The sequence below is a fragment of the Alteromonas sp. W12 genome (genome assembly GCF_001924945.1).
Lineage (GTDB): Bacteria > Pseudomonadota > Gammaproteobacteria > Enterobacterales > Alteromonadaceae > Alteromonas > Alteromonas macleodii.
In genome coordinates this window covers 64,808-82,214 of the sequence record NZ_LQXH01000009.1, presented here as the reverse complement: position 1 = coordinate 82,214, position 17,407 = coordinate 64,808, and the positions used below count along the sequence as shown (strand labels likewise).

At 44.2% G+C, this 17,407-nt stretch carries 13 protein-coding genes; 7 read left to right on the top strand and 6 right to left on the bottom strand.

The features are described from left to right. Positions 1 to 102 precede the first annotated feature (102 nt). Positions 103 to 897 (top strand): DUF2189 domain-containing protein, encoded by a 795-nt coding sequence (locus AWH61_RS13940; protein ID WP_014949751.1) that lies wholly within the window; start codon positions 103 to 105, stop codon positions 895 to 897. A gap of 417 nt (positions 898 to 1,314) precedes the next feature. Then, positions 1,315 to 1,659 (top strand): DUF3718 domain-containing protein, encoded by a 345-nt coding sequence (locus tag AWH61_RS13935; RefSeq protein ID WP_014949750.1) that lies wholly within the window; start codon positions 1,315 to 1,317, stop codon positions 1,657 to 1,659. A gap of 126 nt (positions 1,660 to 1,785) precedes the next feature. Here AWH61_RS13935 and AWH61_RS13930 read toward each other — a convergent pair whose 3' ends face one another. The 5 genes from AWH61_RS13930 to AWH61_RS13910 all read right to left on the bottom strand — a co-directional run bounded on the left by AWH61_RS13930 (position 1,786) and on the right by AWH61_RS13910 (position 11,079). Further along, positions 1,786 to 4,965, bottom strand: coding sequence for an efflux RND transporter permease subunit (locus AWH61_RS13930; RefSeq protein WP_083605956.1), 3,180 nt, complete (start codon positions 4,963 to 4,965; stop codon positions 1,786 to 1,788). Beyond that, a complete protein-coding gene (locus AWH61_RS13925; protein WP_075177392.1) occupies positions 4,962 to 8,345 on the bottom strand; it encodes an efflux RND transporter permease subunit in 3,384 nt (1,127 codons plus the stop codon). Before AWH61_RS13925 ends, AWH61_RS13930 begins: the two co-directional genes overlap by 4 nt. A 25-nt stretch (positions 8,346 to 8,370) precedes the next feature. Then, positions 8,371 to 9,504, bottom strand: coding sequence for an efflux RND transporter periplasmic adaptor subunit (locus AWH61_RS13920; protein ID WP_075177391.1), 1,134 nt, complete (start codon positions 9,502 to 9,504; stop codon positions 8,371 to 8,373). A gap of 213 nt (positions 9,505 to 9,717) precedes the next feature. After that, complete coding sequence (locus tag AWH61_RS13915; RefSeq protein WP_014949747.1) at positions 9,718 to 10,110, bottom strand: OsmC family protein; 393 nt, start codon at positions 10,108 to 10,110, stop codon at positions 9,718 to 9,720. 84 nt (positions 10,111 to 10,194) lie between these two features. Then, positions 10,195 to 11,079 (bottom strand): CvfB family protein, encoded by an 885-nt coding sequence (locus AWH61_RS13910; protein ID WP_075177390.1) that lies wholly within the window; start codon positions 11,077 to 11,079, stop codon positions 10,195 to 10,197. 65 nt (positions 11,080 to 11,144) lie between these two features. On the opposite strand from AWH61_RS13910, the gene AWH61_RS13905 reads away from it, so the two are divergent. The 4 genes from AWH61_RS13905 (at position 11,145) to AWH61_RS13890 (ending at position 14,563) form a co-directional block, all read left to right on the top strand. Continuing rightward, positions 11,145 to 11,882 (top strand): 5-oxoprolinase subunit PxpA, encoded by a 738-nt coding sequence (locus tag AWH61_RS13905; RefSeq protein WP_075177389.1) that lies wholly within the window; start codon positions 11,145 to 11,147, stop codon positions 11,880 to 11,882. 133 nt (positions 11,883 to 12,015) lie between these two features. Next, positions 12,016 to 12,756, top strand: coding sequence for a 5-oxoprolinase subunit PxpB (gene pxpB / locus AWH61_RS13900; RefSeq protein ID WP_075177388.1), 741 nt, complete (start codon positions 12,016 to 12,018; stop codon positions 12,754 to 12,756). After that, positions 12,753 to 13,700: a 5-oxoprolinase subunit C family protein gene (locus AWH61_RS13895; protein WP_039225493.1), complete on the top strand. Its 948-nt coding sequence runs from the start codon at positions 12,753 to 12,755 to the stop codon at positions 13,698 to 13,700. The genes pxpB and AWH61_RS13895 overlap by 4 nt, the downstream gene beginning before the upstream one ends. Further along, on the top strand, positions 13,697 to 14,563 hold the full coding sequence (locus AWH61_RS13890) for a D-amino acid aminotransferase (protein WP_014949742.1): 867 nt from the start codon (positions 13,697 to 13,699) through the stop codon (positions 14,561 to 14,563). The genes AWH61_RS13895 and AWH61_RS13890 overlap by 4 nt, the downstream gene beginning before the upstream one ends. A gap of 50 nt (positions 14,564 to 14,613) precedes the next feature. On the opposite strand, the gene fur is transcribed toward AWH61_RS13890, so the two are convergent. Further along, positions 14,614 to 15,042, bottom strand: a complete 429-nt coding sequence (fur, locus tag AWH61_RS13885) for a ferric iron uptake transcriptional regulator (protein WP_014949741.1) — start codon at positions 15,040 to 15,042, stop codon at positions 14,614 to 14,616. A gap of 315 nt (positions 15,043 to 15,357) precedes the next feature. On the opposite strand from fur, the gene AWH61_RS13880 reads away from it, so the two are divergent. After that, entirely contained in the window at positions 15,358 to 17,364 is a 2,007-nt protein-coding gene (locus tag AWH61_RS13880) for a methyl-accepting chemotaxis protein (protein ID WP_075177387.1), read from the top strand. Positions 17,365 to 17,407: the final 43 nt, after the last annotated feature.

Genomic DNA, 17,407 nt, shown 5'->3' with positions numbered 1-17,407 from the left:
TAATAGCTTGTGAACTTTTCATTCAGCGCCTATCGTAGTAGTAAGGCGTGTATAAAAAACGCGTTAGTAACAAACAGGCTAACAAGCAGAGGTGATAAGAATATGTCGCACCATTTCAAAGAAACACCAGAGAATGCAATCACGCAAAGTGGTATAGCACGCGTTATTCCCTGTAAAGAATTAGACGTTGGCGACCCTATAAAATGGTTGTCATTGGCATTACGAGACGCTATGCGCGCACCAGGTCTCACATTGTTTTATGGCGTTCTTTTCGCAGTTATTCCGTGGTTCATTATGTACTTGGTTGAAATGACAGGTTGGCACTTGGTCATTCTACCGGCCATTGTTTGCTTTATGTTGGTAGGTCCATTTTTGGCTGCTGGTCTTTATGATGTGAGCTGGGAAATGGAGAAAGGCCATAAGCCCACGTTACGCCATTCTTTGCGTGCAATGCGCAGAAATGCGTTTAACGAGTGGGGCTTTGCCATTTTACTTATGGTGATGATGATATTTTGGTTGCGTGTTGCATCGCTAATCCATGCACTTTATCCGCCTTACATAGAAAACGATTTAGAAAGCTTATTACCGTTTTTAGCGCTAGGCACAATTGTCGGTGCGGGTTTTACATTGGCTATGCTTTTTATTACGGCGTTTACCCAACCAATTTTGATGGAACGCAAAGTTGACCTTGCTACCGCCGTATTAACCAGCGTTAACGCAGTATGGCTTAATAAGGTGCCCATGCTTATTTGGGGGGCTATCATCTTTACCACCGTTGCGATTGGTTACGTAACCGGGTTTATTGGTTTTATCGTGTTAATGCCTATAATCGGCTACGCGTCATGGCATGCTTATATTGATGCCATTGAAACTAAGCGCGAACGCAAATATGAGTAATCGCTCACGCTTTCTGTAATTTAATTACGGAAATGGTGAGGTTTTCTGTACATTAGATGCGCTTTATCATTATATATTTTGTTAAAATTACAGTTTTAAGGCCCCAAAAGGGGCCTTTTTATACTTAAGTCTTATATTTCTTTCTTCCTACAAGTTCCATCGCTAGATATATTAGTAATATGTAATCTAAATTAATCTCGATAAAACAGTGATTTAGCCTAGTAACAATGGTGTAACAAACTGATTTACCACACATTTACCCCCATTACACAATCATTCAACAGAAAAGTTTTAATTCTTGATGCATAAATAAAGGGCGTTGAGCGAATTGTTGATTGTTCAGCTTTGTTCAACCAAAAACTAAGAGTTTGCCACAAACTTGATTAAAGCCTTTATCTACACATTGAGGAATTAAACATGAAACCAGTTAAATCGAAACTAGCCAACGCGGTAAAAGTGCTAGCTGTAACTGCAACCGCAGCATTTAGCGTTAACGCAACTGCCGCAGCACCGCAAAAAGACATACGCTTTGTAGGCGAAACCCAATTTGCAGGGTTTTGTAAAGCTGTGATAAATGATGATGTTAGAGTACTTCGCTCTAGTCTTTCACGTAACGTAGGTCGCATTGGTGCTAGTCAGCGTGAAGTGTTGCGTATGGTAACGTCTGAAGAAGGGTTGACGTGCAATGGCAGTAGCCTAATTGAGTTTTCAGTTGAGCGTCACGCTGATGCCGTACATGAATACTTAACGTCGCGTAGCTAAGGCGTTGATTGCGGTTACGATAAATCCAGAAAAAGCGGGCTAGCTTGCACTCATCGTCAATCACGTTGACGTAAATGGTGAAAACTAGACCCGCTTTTTGTCTTACTTTTTGCTTTAAAATGCGCCTTAATTAGCGATTTTAATATACGTGGCTACACGCGCTTTACTGGTTTTAAACAAACGTTGCGTTTTAAACCTAAGCTTTAGTAGCAACACGTAAGCAAGTGGTACTAAGAACAAGCTGGTTAGTGTTGAGAACACCAGCCCACCAATGATTGCAATGGCCATTGGCGAGTAGGGAGGGCCGTCGCCGCCAATTCGAGTACTCCCCATCGCAAGTGGAATAAGCCCTAGAACTGTAGTGGCTACTGTCATCAGAATAGGCCTGATACGTGTCATACATCCTTCAATCACTGCGTCATACAGCGACAAACCTTCATTGATGAGCTGATTAATTCTGTCTACCAATACGATGCCATTGTTAACCACAATACCCATCAGAATCAGCATGCCAATCATCCCCATGATAGACATAGATGTGCCTGTAACCATGAATGCCCAAAAAACACCTGTAAAGGAAAACAGTAGTGACGTAATTACAGATGTTGGAAGAATTAGCGATTCAAACAGCGCGGCCATCACAACGTATATCATGCAAAGCGCTAATAGCATATTCATTTGCATTACGGCATTGGCTTCATCCTGGCGAGAGAAGCTGCCGTCTAGCGTCCACTTATAGCCTGTCGGCAATTCGATATTAGCTAATGCTTTTTCTATGCGTTCACGAGCTTGTTCGGTGGTGGTTTCACCCTCTAGATTTGCACCAATAGCTAGCGCTGTTTGACGATAGTTGCGGTTAATTTGCGAAAGCTGTGGCACCACAGAGAAATCTGCAATCATGTTCAGCGTTACCGATTGACCCTGTGTAAACCCAATATTGATGTTCTTAAGTTCGCTTAGCGAGGCTTGAATATCGCTGCCAAACTTAAGCTGCACCGCCACTTCTCCGGCGTCACCATAGCGGAATGTACGTAAATTACTGCCGCGTAGTGCCGTAGAGATAAGTTTAGCCACATCGTTTACTTGTATGCCAAAGCGGTTTGCTTTCTCTCTGTCTATGCGTATTTGAACCTCATCGCGGGTAGATCCCGTGTCGGCTTTTACATCTTCCAACCCATCTATGGTGGAAAGAATAGGAATGATTTGCTCTGAAATAGTGAGCAAGGTTTCTGAAGATTCCCCCAACAGCGTTACTCTTACGCCACCACCGTTGCCGCTATCCCACTGGAAAGAGGGGCGAGCACGCACAAATGAAGGCATGTTTTCACGAATATCCTCCTTAATTTTACCCACACTTACGGGCAACTCGTCATTAAGCGTGATACCGCTTACTGCATGGCCGGCAGTAAAATACGTATACACCTGCTTAATATGAAAGCGTTCTTGGTTTTCATAAAGATATGCTTCCATTTTATTTACGGTTTTTTCCACTTCATCCAAGGTGAAGTTTTGTGTCACATGGTAATTAAGCCAAATGCGCTCTTGGTTGTCGTTACCCTCATCGTCAGACGTTACCACCTGCATAGGCACAAAGGTCGACGCGAGAATAAGCAGAGCAATAACACAAGTTACACCCTGGTGTTTCAACATCCAGTTAAGCGCACGACCATAGCCTTTTATGTAGGACGGCGTTTTAGGCGTTTTTACAACAGGGATCTTTACCTTAGTTGTCAGTAAGGGAATAAGTGTTTTAGCAATGAAAAGCGACGCGAACAGAGATATACAGATAGCCACAGCAACGTGCTCTAAAAAGATGGTCACGTCTATTTTTACCCCAATAATATTAGGTAAAAACACTATTGCCGTGGTTGCAGTTCCAGCAATGACCGCAAGACTGACTTTGTTTACACCAATCTGGGTGGCTCGCTTAATGTCTCCCTCTTGTTGGCGTTCTTGAAATACGCTTTCGGTGATCACAACGGCGTTGTCTACCAGCATACCTACTGCTAGCATGAGGCCCATGAGTGATAAAATATTAAGGGTATAGCCTAAAAGATACATTACGCCCAAGGCTATACAAATAGAAAACGGCACCGACAGCACTACAATTAAGGTGGTGGTTAACTGACGCAAGAATAAGTACAGCACAATAACTGAAAGTAACGCACCCAAAAGGCCTGCGTTTAACAAATCACTCAGCGACGAGGTTACGCTTTTAGCGGTGTCGTCCATTACAAATAAACTAATGCCTGTAAACTCAGGGTCTTCCTTGGCTTTTTCGATAACTTTCATTACCGCGTCGGAAACTTCTACAAGATTGCTGCCCGATTCGCGAAATACGTTAAAGCCTACCGCAAAGGTGCGATCTAAATGACGTCCTTCGTTGCGCTGAGGAAGTTCGTAAGTCACGCTGGCAATATCAGACAAGCGCACGCTGCGAGTAACCCACATGTTTTTAAAGTCGTTTACATCGGTGAATTCGCCAGTGGGGTTAACTAAAACTTTTTCACCGTTATTGTACATGTAGCCAGCGGTTAGCGAGAAGTTGGCGTTTTGAAGCTGCTGTTCTAAACGGGTACCGTCTATTTGGTAGGCCGCCATTTTTTTAGGATCTAAGCGAATAGTAATTTGACGCTTCATGGTGCCATATAGCTCAACTTTCGATACACCTGGAACACGCTCTAGCGGACGCTTAAGGTTACGCTCAAGCAAGTCGTAAGCATTCGATAAGTCGCGGTCACTCGATACGCGCAGCTGGAATATAGGCATGTCATTGGTGTTAAATTTATACACCATGATCCGCTCTATATCGTCAGGAAGTTCGTGGCGAATAGCGTCAATCTTCTCCCGCGCTTCAATACTTTTGGCTTTAAGGTTTTCATCCCAGTCGAACTCCACAATGACCTCAGCCATATTGTCGTATGAACGTGCCCTTAAACGCTTTATCCCCGACATGGTAGCAACGGCTTCTTCTACCGGACGGGTGATCATGGTTTCAATTTCAACTGGTGTCGCATCAGGATAGGGGATCTGCACCACCATTTCTGGAATATCAATTCCAGGGAATTTCTCTAAAGGTAATAAGCGGCCAGATACAATGCCGAACAGCAACATAGACAAAAACAGCATTCCGATGGTAACGGGCTTATTTAACGCAAAGCGTGCAAGCGAGGCGCCTATACCTGCAATTTTTGAAAGGTGCGGTTGTGAAGCTATGTCGGTCTCGCGTTGACTCGGGTCACGTGTTTGGCGCTTGTCAGTATGGGTTTCAGAACTGTTATTAGCGTTGTGAGAAGGTGTACTCATAGTACACCTCCTTTCGGCATTGCTGCTTCGTCACCAAAGCCCGCATTAGTATTAACAGACGTTTTCTGCGCAACGTTTTTCTTCACGTCGAACAGGCTGTAAAGCACTGGCAGTAAAATGAGGGTAAGCAAGCTTGCAAACAGAAGGCCGTAAATAACGGTGATGGCCATTGGCGTGCGAATTTCAGCACCTTCGCCAAGACCAAAAGCCATAGGCAATAAACCCAGTACCGTAGTAAGTGTGGTCATCACAATAGGGCGCAGGCGGGTCTTAGCAGCATCTAGAATAGCGGTGTCTTTATCTACTCCTTGACGGCGTAACTGATTTATACGGTCAACTAATACAATAGCGTTATTCACTACAATACCGCACAGCATAATTAAACCGATAAATACCACCACGTTTAGCGGCGTATTGGTAAGCCACAATCCATACACGGAACCCGCGCCAGCTAGCGGCACGGCGAACAAAATAAGCAGTGGGTGCAGCAACGACTCAAACTGAGACGCCATAACCAAATACACCATAAACACGGCAAGTGCTAGGGCAAACTGTAGCGAACGGAAGCTGCTTTGCATGTCTTCACTTTGTCCAGTTACTGTTGCACTTAAAGATAGAGGAAGTTGGGTTTCATCAATGACTTTATTAGCAACGGCAACTGCTTCATCAAGCTTACCTTTGGCTAAGTTTGCTGATACCAGCGCTACACGCTGCTGTCCAACGCGGGTGATTTCGCTAGGGCCTACGCTCATATACACGTCTGCAACGGCACTTAATGGAATAGGTTGTGCAGAGCCTGGATTAACAACAATGGCACGCACGCTGGCGATGTCATCTCGCTGGTTTTCTTGGGTTCTTACCAGCACATCCACCTTTCTGTCTTCAACACTGTACTGTGTAGCCACACGGCCACCTACTTTGGCCGCAATAAGCTGAGAAACGGTTGATGCATCAAGCTCAAGGCGAGCAAGTTTTGCGTGATGGAAGGCTATTTTAAGCTCTGGGTTCCCGTCACGAATGCTGGTCGTTACGTCTGCAAAATTACTGTAACTGGCAAGTTTTGTCGAAATGGCGTCGCCATACTGTTGTAACTGATTTAGGTCGTAACCCGCAATTTCAATTTGAATAGGCGAGGCAAAGCTAAATAGCTCTGGCTCTGAAAACGTTGCCTGAACCTGAGGTTTAAAGGCTAAATGATCGCGAAGGGCACGCTTTACCGCGTCCATATCGGAAGCTGTCGCCGTAGGCTGCATGACAATGTTTAAGCGGCCCCAATGATCGCCACCCTGATTAGGCGCGGCGCTTATCAGGCTACCCGTACCAGACATGGCATAGGTGCGAAGCACCTTGGTTTCGCCGCCATCATTGTTATTTACTGCAACCGCAGCAAGCTCGCTTATAATAGCGTCGGTACGCGCTAGTGGCGAACCCGCAGGAAGGGTCACTTCTACCGAGAATTCTCCTTGAGATAGGGTTGGGATAAGTTCCATGCCCAATCTCGGTATCAGCAACACCGCGCCCGCCGCAAGTACAAAGGCAATGGCTAGTACCAGCGCTTTTGCGCGAAGGCTTATACGTAGCAGTTTTTCATAGGCATAAGCAAGAAGGTCAAACCCTTTATTAAATACCCAAATAAGTGGTTTAAACGCAACGTTTAATAACTTGCTAACGATATGCCATGCGCCAATCACCAAAGTTACTAAGGCTGCAGGTAAAAAAACAAAGATAAGTCTGAATACCCAACGAACTGGCAGGGTAAGGTAGTACATAACTTTGCCAAACGTTGACGTAGGAGGGGTAGGCGCTGGTGTAGTGAACACATCTTCGTGATCGAGCTGTTGCTTTTTCTTCTTATGTGCCATTGCAGGGATAAGTGTGAGCGCAACAACAAGCGATGCAGCTAAAGCGAACGACACGGTCAACGCTTGGTCTTTAAACAGCTGACCTGCAATACCTTCTACAAATATCAGTGGCACAAACACGGCCATAGTGGTTAGTGTCGAAGCCACAATTGCGCCAGAGACTTCTTTTGTGCCTTCACTGGCGGCAGATGCCTCAGTGTCTGTGGCTTCTGCCGTCGTTTTTTCATTAGCTGTAGCGTTATCACTCCCAGCCACTTTTAATTTTTTATGGCGATCGATATTTTCAAGCACAACAATGCTGTTATCTACTAATAATCCAACAGCCAGCGCGATACCACCTAAGCTCATCATGTTTAAGCTTATATCGTTGGCATACATTAGATTAAAGGTAGCAATTACTGATACCGGAATAGAAACCGAGATAATAACGGTAGCCCAGAAGTCTTTAAGAAAAAGATACAGCACTAACATGGCTAAAATACCGCCTATCACTGCCGCTGATTTTACGTTATCTATAGCTTGCTTAATGAACACGCTTTGGTCATAAATTTCGCTAAGCGTGTAGTTAGAAGGCAAGTTGTTGTTGACCTCATTTAACCGGCTAGCCACTTTTTGCGCAACGTTAACGGCGTTAGCATCGCCTTCTTTATAAATGGCAATTTCAATACCTTCATTGCCGTTAAAGCGCGTTACCACATCACGATCTTTATAGGCACTTTCAACTGTAGCCACGTCTTTAAGTTGAATGTTTCTGCCTTCAAAACGCCCAATGAAGAGGTTTTCGATATCGCTAAGTGTTTCAAACTGATTTAAGGTTCTGACCAAAAACGCCTGGGCTGCGTTATCAATTCGACCGCCCGCCGCGTTGATGTTTTCAGCACTTACCCGGTCAACAATGCGGGTAATGGGAATAGACAGCTGACTGGCTTTCTGCTGGTCGATAAGAATGTGAATCTCGTTTTCTAAACCACCGCCAACACGCACGGCTGCCACACCCTCTACTGACTCTAGCGCTCGTTTTACTTGCTGTTCGGCATATAAACGTAATCGCTTCATTTGCGCTACGCTTAAACTTGACGTATCGCTTTGTGCCGTCAGCCCCAGTTTAATTACCGGGTCTAAACTTGGGTTAAAACGAAGGAGTCTTGGTTTTTCTATATCAAGGGGAAGCTGCAATACATCAAGTTTCTCGCGCACTTCTAAGCTCGCGAAATCCATGTCAGTACCCCATGCAAATGAAAGCACTACGTCAGACTGGCCTGCACGCGATGTGGACGTGACTTTACGTACGCCTTTTACTACGCCGATGGCTTCTTCAATGGGCTTTGAAACCAGTTGTTCGACTTCGCCTGGCGCTGCACCGTCGTAGTCAGTGCGAATGGTGAGAGTAGGGTAAGATAAGTCAGGCAGTAGGTTAACCGACAGTCTGCCTAACGACACCATACCAAATAGCAATACCGCAAAAGTGAACATACTAACGGCAACAGGGCGCTTTACAGCAATATCTACAATACGCATTGTGTGAGTTCCTTGTTAGGCCGAATTAGCTGTTAACTACTTCAACAGGGGCGCTGTCTTTCAAGTTTTGGTGGCCTGCAGTAACCACTTCTTCATTACCGTTTAAACCATTAATAACTTCAACGACTTCGTTGTTTTCAAAACCTGTAGAAATATCAACTTTTTTAACTTTGCCGTTGTCGACAACGAATACACTATGATTATTATCGATGGTAACCAACGCTCTACGAGGCAACAACGTGGCGTTAGCATGTGTTGCGTACTCAAGTGACACATCGGTAAACATGCCGGCTTTAAGTTTGTTATCTTCGTTAGGTACTTTTAACGTTACTTTGAACGTGCCGGTGGTCGCATCGATGACCGGGCTAATACGCTCAACACTCGCGGTGATACTTCTGTCGCCTAAAGCCGCCACGGTAAGCATTGCACCTTGTCCAATCACTACGTTAGGTAGCTCATTTTCAGGCAGATACACAATGCCTTGAAGGTTACGTTGCTGAACGATATGGAACATTCTCTCCCGTTGGAACGATTCAGTCAGGTTGCCTACTTTGGCATTCCTTTCTGCAATGTATCCATCAATTGGGGCTGTGATAGTGGCTTCTTTCAAATCAAGTTCAGCCAAGCGTACAGATGCTTTTGCTGATTCAAATTGCGAAGTGAGCTTGTCGTAAGTGTCATCGCTGATAAGCTTTTTGGAATAGACTTTGTTGACCTTTTCTAGTTCGCTTTCAATGCCAGCTAAATCAGCCAGAGCTTTTGATAAGTTCAGCTCGTAGCGGCGTTTATCAAGCTGTGCCAGTACCTGGCCTTTTTCAACATAATCGCCTTCTTCTACGAAGATTTCTTCGATAATTCCAGACGCTCGCGCAACCACAAATGCTTCTTCACGGGCTTCTAAAATAGCGGTTGTGTCGTAAGTGGACTTAATGTCGCCAGTAACAATGGTTTGGGTCTCAACGGGAATAGCAAAAACGGTTTCTTCAACTTCGGTGGCGTTGGCTTGGTCGTTAATGGCATCAGCATCAGAACATGCTGTCATCGAGAGAGTGAGGGCAATAATACCGCTTCCAACAAGTAATTTGAGTGATGTTGGCGAAAACGGTAATAAAGAATGTGATGGTGACAAAGAGGTGTTGCTGTGCGTTGTAGTTTCCATGGTCAATAACCCTAACGTAATTGTCGTTATATAATAATGACCATATACAGCAGCTAATATGCCAAAGATGTTAACTAATGTTAATTGTTAATTATTTCAATAATTTACGAGTGTAACAAACAGTTTCAACGAAAAAGCCAACCCAAACGGTTGGCCTTTTCTACTAATGCTTAGCGAGAATCGCTAAAAAGAGGTTGGTTCTACTATAGTTTATTAAACCAAAGTATAGCTTGTAGTGATCTCAACATTACCCGTTAGCATTAGCATGACGGAACAGTATTTTTCTGCAGAAAGCTGCACAGCGCGAGCAAGGGCCTTTTCACTAATGCCTTCACCTGACACCGTGTAATGCGCGTGAATTTTAGTAAATACACGAGGCGGCTCTTCAGCGCGTTCAGCTTCTAATTCACAGTTACAGGCTTCAATGTTAAAGCGCCCTTTTTTAAGAATATCTACAACGTCAATACTTGAACATGCACCAACTGCCAACAGCACTGACTCCATTGGAGATACGGCCTTACCGCTGCCGTCCATCACCGTTTTGTAACCGCTGTCTGTAGTTCCTGTAAAAGTTAAATCTTGATCCCAAGAAACACGTGCTTTCATTGTTTGTCCTAATGTCATAAAAATAAAAAAGGAAGCTGCAAGACAGGCCAGTTTAGCGCTTCAATACAGCTGTGACATGTGCGTTTATTTGTTAAGGCGAACTGCATCTGGGCTAAGCGTGATTTTCTTTTGCTTATATAACGCCCCTAACGCTTTTTTATACGCGGCTTTACTCACGTTAAAATGAGAGTAAATGGCTTCTGGCGCACTCTTATCTGTTAGCGTAGAAATCCCACCGTGGGCTTCTAAGTCATCCAAAATGGCTTGTTGAAGTGCATCACGGCCACCTTTGTCTACGCGCTGAAGAGCTACGTCCACTTTGCCGTCGTCACGAATTGTTTTAATTACCCCTTCAGTAGCTTGCCCGACTTTAAGTGGCTTAAAGGCATCGCTATGGAAAATAAGACCTAAGCTTTTTTCATTGATAACGACCTTAAAACCTAAATCAGTTTTGGCATAAACCAAGCATTGCACTGTGTCGCCCTCGTTGAGATAGGCACTACTTTCCTTTAGAAAATAGTGAAGCTTGGTAGCACCTAAAATACGCTGGGTTTTATCATCAAAAAAGGTGTGAACAACATAGTACATACCTGGATTAACAGGTTGGGCTTGGTAGTCGTTGGGCATTAAAAGGTCGTTGTCTAAACCCCAGTCGAAAAATGCACCAAAGTTAGTGGCAGATACCGCTTTAAGTACCTTAGTTTCACCAACTTGAATCAAAGATTTCTTCATGGTGGCATAGAGATCGCCGCGCTGATCTGTGGCTACAAATACGTCTATCTGTTGTCCTTCTGCGAGGGAAGTTTCTACTTCGTCAATCGCAAGCGTAACAGTTTGCAGCTCTTCAGCATCATCTATTTCTATTACGCTGTCGTTTTCGTCGTTGTTTTCGACAAGTGGCGCTAAAGCGTAGCCAAAAGGGTATTGGGCTACCACGCGTAATGTATTAATTTTTCCAATATTTATCATCAGCACTGACTTTTTAAAAAGAACAGGTAACATGATACTGGAATGAACGTAAGAGCTAAACCATTATGAAGTTAAATTGCGATTTAGGTGAGAGTTTTGGCGCATGGTCTATGCCGGTGGAATCGGCCATTATGGCAGAAATTGATCAGGCCAACATTGCGTGTGGTTTTCACGCTGGTGACCCATTAGTGATGAAGCAGGCTATTCGGTTAGCCAAACAACATGACGTGGTCATAGGTGCCCATCCAGCCTATCCAGACTTACAGGGATTTGGTCGCAGAAGTATGGCGATTGCCGCTGATGAACTCAGCGCTATGATTCAATATCAAGTAAGTGCATTGAGTGGAATGGCAAAGGTTTGTGGGGCCAACGTGAGCTATGTGAAACCTCATGGCGCCCTTTACAATGACATGATGAAAGATACAGCTGTCATGCGCACAGTAATGCAAAGCATAGCCGAAATAAATATGCAGTCGTTAAATTCGCCCCTCGCACTAATGGTACAGGCTACGTCGCAAAATGCAGCGATTAAAGAAGCTGCGCAAGAGTGGGAGCTGCCGTTGTATTTTGAAGCATTTTCAGACAGGCGTTATACCGATGAAGGTTTACTGCAATCTCGCTTGATCGAAGGTGCCGTGTTAAGCGAGAGCGACGCATTGCTCCAAGCTAAACAACTTATATCATCGGGAACAGTAACGACAGCCTCGGGCGCAACACTTGCAATAGAAGCGGATTCTCTGTGTGTACATGGCGATACCAAAGGGGCGGTGAGTATTGCAAAGAAAATCAGAACATTTCTATAAACCTGCCTCATAAAAAACACATTTTACAAGAACAATACAAGAGGCTGTTACCCATTGTTGTGCTGAGAGGTATATCTAAAACCAAGTACTCAGAACCAAGCACTGACAGCCATTCAAATAACAAGGACAGTAGATGCAAGCTTTCGGTCGCATTAAGCGAATAGTTACTGCAAGTGCAGACGCCATTATTTTGTATTTTGATGGCGCAAACCTGGACGACGCGAATAATGCCTGTCATTGCATGCTGGCAGCGATAGATAGCAAAAAGAAAAGCAATTCATGGGCTTGGCTGCGCGAATGTGTGCCTTCCTATGACAGCCTGTTGATTATTTTTGATATGGCATTAATTGATAGCCACGGTGTATACCGTGCCATCAGTAATTTAAGCGCTGAAGACATGAGCCTGCAATCAGTCTCTTTGCAAGCAAAAGAGAATGAAAGTAGCGCCGTGATTGAAATTCCTGTTTGGTACGGTGCGCCTAATGCAAGTGATTTAAGTGTAGTGAGTAAGAAAACGTCACTGTCTATTGAAGAGATTATCGAATTGCACACTAGCACGACTTATAAAGTATACGCAGTGGGGTTTTCTCCGGGCTTTGCCTACATGGGTGATATTCCAGAAGCGCTCAAATGTGCGCGACTAGGCACACCGCGCAAACGGGTACCCAAAGGTGCGGTTGCAATCGCTGACAGGCAAACTGCTGTTTACCCCAGTGAATCACCTGGAGGATGGAATTTATTGGGGCTTACGGCATTCGACATGCTCATTCATAAAAATGAGCAAAGTGAAGCGCGGTTAAAAGCAGGTGATGTGGTTAGGTTTGTTTCAGTTACTGAACAGGAATATAGAGCAGGATTGCAGGTTGAGCGATGAGAATTGAAGTACTCAGTAAAGGATTGTTTAGCCTTATCATAGATAACGGACGGGTAGGGCGGCAACGGGATGGATTTTGTGAATCAGGCCCTATGGATAGTAACGCCTATGATTGGGCCAATTTTCTAGCCTTCAATTTAGACGGTACGCCATGCTTCGAAGCGATTGGTGAAATGCGATTACGGGTTGATGAAGATTGTATTATTGCTGTGACTGGCAGGGAACCGTCACTCGACGTAGATGGTAACGTTAAAGCAACATACCAGAGCCAACATGTACCGGCAGGCGCAACTATTACGTTTGGCAGCGCTCTACTTGGTAGCAAAGCCTATTTGGCAATAGGTGGAAATTGGCATGTGCCAAAAGCGGTAGGGAGTGCATGTACGGTAGTACGCGAACAACTTGGTGGGTTGGATGGTAAGGGATGCGCGTTAAAAGATGGCGATTGCATCGACATTTCAGCTAACAGCAGAATTAAAAGCACCGCTAGAATGCGCACTCTCTCGCGGCAGCACATAGACAACTATGGTTTTTTAGAGTCTATTCGGGTTATTCCCGGGTATCAGTTTTCGAGTTTTAGCGCTGTTGCTTTACGCACGTTTGAAACAAGCAGCTATACGGTTTCATCGGCTATCGATCGCATGGGCTTTAGGTTGACCGGTGAATCAGTTACAGCCGATATAGAAAACATGCGCTCAGAGGCAATTCATTTAGGTGCAATTCAAGTTCCCGGCGACGGGCAGCCTATTGTAATGATGCGCGACAGACAAACATTAGGGGGTTATCCAAAACTTGGCTGTGTAAGCCCCTGTGATATAAGTCGCTTGGCCCAAGCCGTGCCAGGCGAAAAAGTGAATTTTGTTTTTCAACATGAAGAAGAAGCAAGGGCAGACTGGCTACTGATGACAAGTAGGCGTCGCCGACTACAAGGAGAAATATTGTGACGATTGCGTTTTTAAACGGTGAGTATATGCCTCTTTCTGAGGCTAAAATTTCTCCGATGGACAGAGGCTTCCTTTTTGGTGATGGTATTTATGAAGTCATTCCAACGTATTCTGGTAGCGCAGTAGGCTTCAAGGGGCACACATCGCGTATGGCGCAAGGCCTTAAAGCTATTGAAATCGCTAACCCTTATTCAGCAGAAGAATGGCAAGACATTTTGACCAGCTTGGTCGAAAAAAACAAAGCATTTATAGAAAGCGGAAACATTGGTGTTTATTTCCACGTAAGCCGTGGCACCGATACAAAACGTTTTCATGCATACCCTAAGAATATAGCACCTACGGTGTTCGGGTTTGCTTTTGAAATAGCGCCACCACAGCCTACAGCAAAATCTGAAGCAAGGCCTTTCAAAGTTGCGCTTCAACAGGATAAAAGGTGGCAACGCTGCCATATCAAATCCACATCCTTGTTAGGCAATGTAATGCACTATCAAGCAGGTGTTGACGCAGGCGTTAACGAAACTATTTTGTACAACAGCGAAGGTATGATAACCGAGGCAAGTTCATGCAACGTGTTTATGGTGAAAGACGGATGTATATCTACGCCCCCCTTAAACCATGAACTTCTTCCCGGTATTACTCGCGCCATTGCAATTGAAGCATTTAAACAGGCAGGCCTGGTTGTTACAGAAACTTGGTTTAGCAAAGATGAGTTGCTGGAGGCAGATGAAGTATGGTTAACCTCTTCAAGCAAAGAAGTTGCCCCGGTAGTTGAAGTAGACGGAAAACCTATTGGCACAGGGGAAGTGGGTGACGTGTGGGAGAAAGCAATTAAGGCTTACCACGCATATAAGTTTAAAGCGTAACGAAAAAAGGCCCGCTTAAAGCGGGCCTTTTGCTAGAATAAAACTGTTACTTATTCAGGTAAGTTGTCGCAGTTACCGTCTGTACACTCACCGTATAAGTATAGGCTGTGATGCGTTAGCTTCATCTTGTGTTGCTTTGCGATCATCTCTTGGCGTTCTTCGATAATGTCATCTTCAAACTCAATGACCTTGCCACACTTCAGACACACAAGGTGGTCGTGGTGATCTTTGTGACTGATTTCAAATACAGATTTTCCACCTTCGAAATGGTGGCGATTGAGAATGCCTGCATCATCAAATTGGTTTAACACGCGGTACACGGTAGCAAGACCAATTTCTTCACCCTGTTCGATAAGGATTTTGTAAACGTCTTCAGCGCTGATGTGTTGGTTTTCTGGCTCTTGCAGAATTTGTAAAATTTTAAGGCGAGGCAGAGTGACTTTTAGCCCTGCTTTTTTCAATTCTTTATTTTGATCCATTACAACCTACTAAGAACGAGTGAATAAGTATTTGGTGGTTATTATAGGTAAGTTGAAACAATTTAAAAGCAAAACCGTGGAAACTTTGTTTTCTCGCTGAAAATTTATCCATTGCACTGGTGCGATAAAAATTGTTACTTCGATACAGCCCGCATGATGTCTGGCCTGACCAGATTGTAAGTGCAAGATTTATCTAACAAATGTGCAAAATAAATAAAACTTTTGATGCATTGAATTAACATCCTGTTAAACTAAACTTAAAAAGGCGATACAACCCTTTTTATTTTTTGGCATGTTTTTTTGGTGGAAGTGCCCATGCAGTTAACAATTATAAATAAAATCACGTTAGGCTTTGGCTTATTCGGCTGCTTATTATTACTTACCAGTATTCTTTCCTATTTTGGTCTTAGCGGAATAAAAGATTCTGCACAAGACGTTGTAGAGCAAAAGATGCCAGTTCAGACCAGCATGGTAAAAGTAAAGACTGAGATCCTATCTTTATCAGTGATTACTGCCAACGGATATCATGTCGAAAATAGAGAAGAGCTGGTCGCAAACAAAGAGACGTTTGATACTTTATCTTCCGCATTCTCTGACGACTTGTCTCGTTTAAACTCACTTATGCCAAATAACGCGGTAGCCAGTAACGCTGTCGACGTTAGTCTAGCCTACGTTAATAGTAGTAACGACATGTATACCGCTATCAATGAGCGAATGAATATCGAGAAGGCGCTTGCTGCACAGCTTGAAAAAGTCTTAATGACGGCCGATGAGGCTAGTGCGTTAATGCTAGATCTTTCCTATTTAGAGGGAAATAACCCCAGTATTGAAACGCTAATTGGTGCGGGTACTGCAATAGACAACAAATTGCTCACAATGAATGATTCATTCATTGAACTGGCTGAAACCGATAACGCTACGCAAAGTGCGAGTATTATTGAAGATTTAGAATACCAATTGAGTAATTTGCAGGTAGATAAAGACTATGTAAATCGTTTGGCCACAGGGGTAGATGATGGCGGTACGATAGCTTCTTTTAACGAACAGTATGATTTACTGATGGAAGCGGTAAACGGCACAAATGGATTAATTGCTTTGCAGCGACAAAAACTTTCTGAAGTAGACAAAGCTGCGAAAGCTCAGAAGGAAGCAAAAGAAGCGTTAGAAACCGCACTTGCCGACATTAATACTTTGTTTGACGCTGTCCAGAAGCAATCTCTTGATGGGCAGAACGCCATTCTTGAATCTGTTCAGGCCAACCTTGTGCGCAATATCATTGTCGCGGCACTGGGCTTGGTTGCTGCAATATTTTTAGCGGTTATTGTAACCCGTAGTATTTCCAAGCCCCTTGGCCGTATCAATAAAGGCTTAAGTCAGCTAAGTAAAGGGGATTTAAGCACCAAATTGCCTCAAGAGGGCAATGATGAGTTTTCTGCCCTTTCCGCAAAAGTGAACAGCCTAACCGATAGTTTACGAGAGCTAGTGGGCAATATATTAGAGCAAGAAAAACGCCTTATAGACATTACAAAAGAAAGCGTAGAGCTGGGTAATAAGAGCTTATCTGAGGTAGACAAGCAACGTGAGCAAGTAACGGTAACGTCTACGAATACAAAACATGTACAGGAAAAAAGCCGCAGCAACCTCGCCCAAATTAATGAAGCAATGGACGCCCTACGCGATATAACAAAGCAAAGTACAGACATTGGTCAATTGGTACAAAAAAGCAGTCAGCAGGTGGGTAATCAAGCCAAACAGGCGGAGTCTTCGGCGCAGATCATTAATCGTTTGGACGACAACTCTCGCAATATTGGCAGTATCTTAGACGTGATTAAAACGATTGCAGAGCAAACCAACTTGTTAGCATTGAATGCAGCCATTGAAGCTGCAAGAGCTGGTGAACAAGGTAGAGGCTTTGCGGTTGTTGCGGATGAAGTGCGAACGCTAGCCAACCGCACCCATGACTCTACGGAAGAAATTGAGCAGATGATTGGGAACTTACAAAAAGATGCTGCGCAGGCAGTAAAAGCGATTAATGCAGGGCGCGAACAAGCGCAAGAAGGGGTGGAAATTACCCAGCAAGTATCTCAACAAGTAGAGAGTATTAGAGAAATCATTGAGCGGTTAAGCGATATTAACGAACACATTGTGGCCGATACCGAACAACAAGATGTTTTACTTGGTGATGTTGCGAAAAGTTTGAACCGCATAGTTGCACTAGCCGACTCCAGTGCGCAAAGCACGCGCCAGTCGAACGAGTCGACAATGTTGTTGGACGCGCAAACTGAGAGCTTGAGAAATGCAGTAGAGCGGTTTCACCTGTAATCGCTGAATTATCGTAACTGACAGCAGGCGCAGCTGATTAATT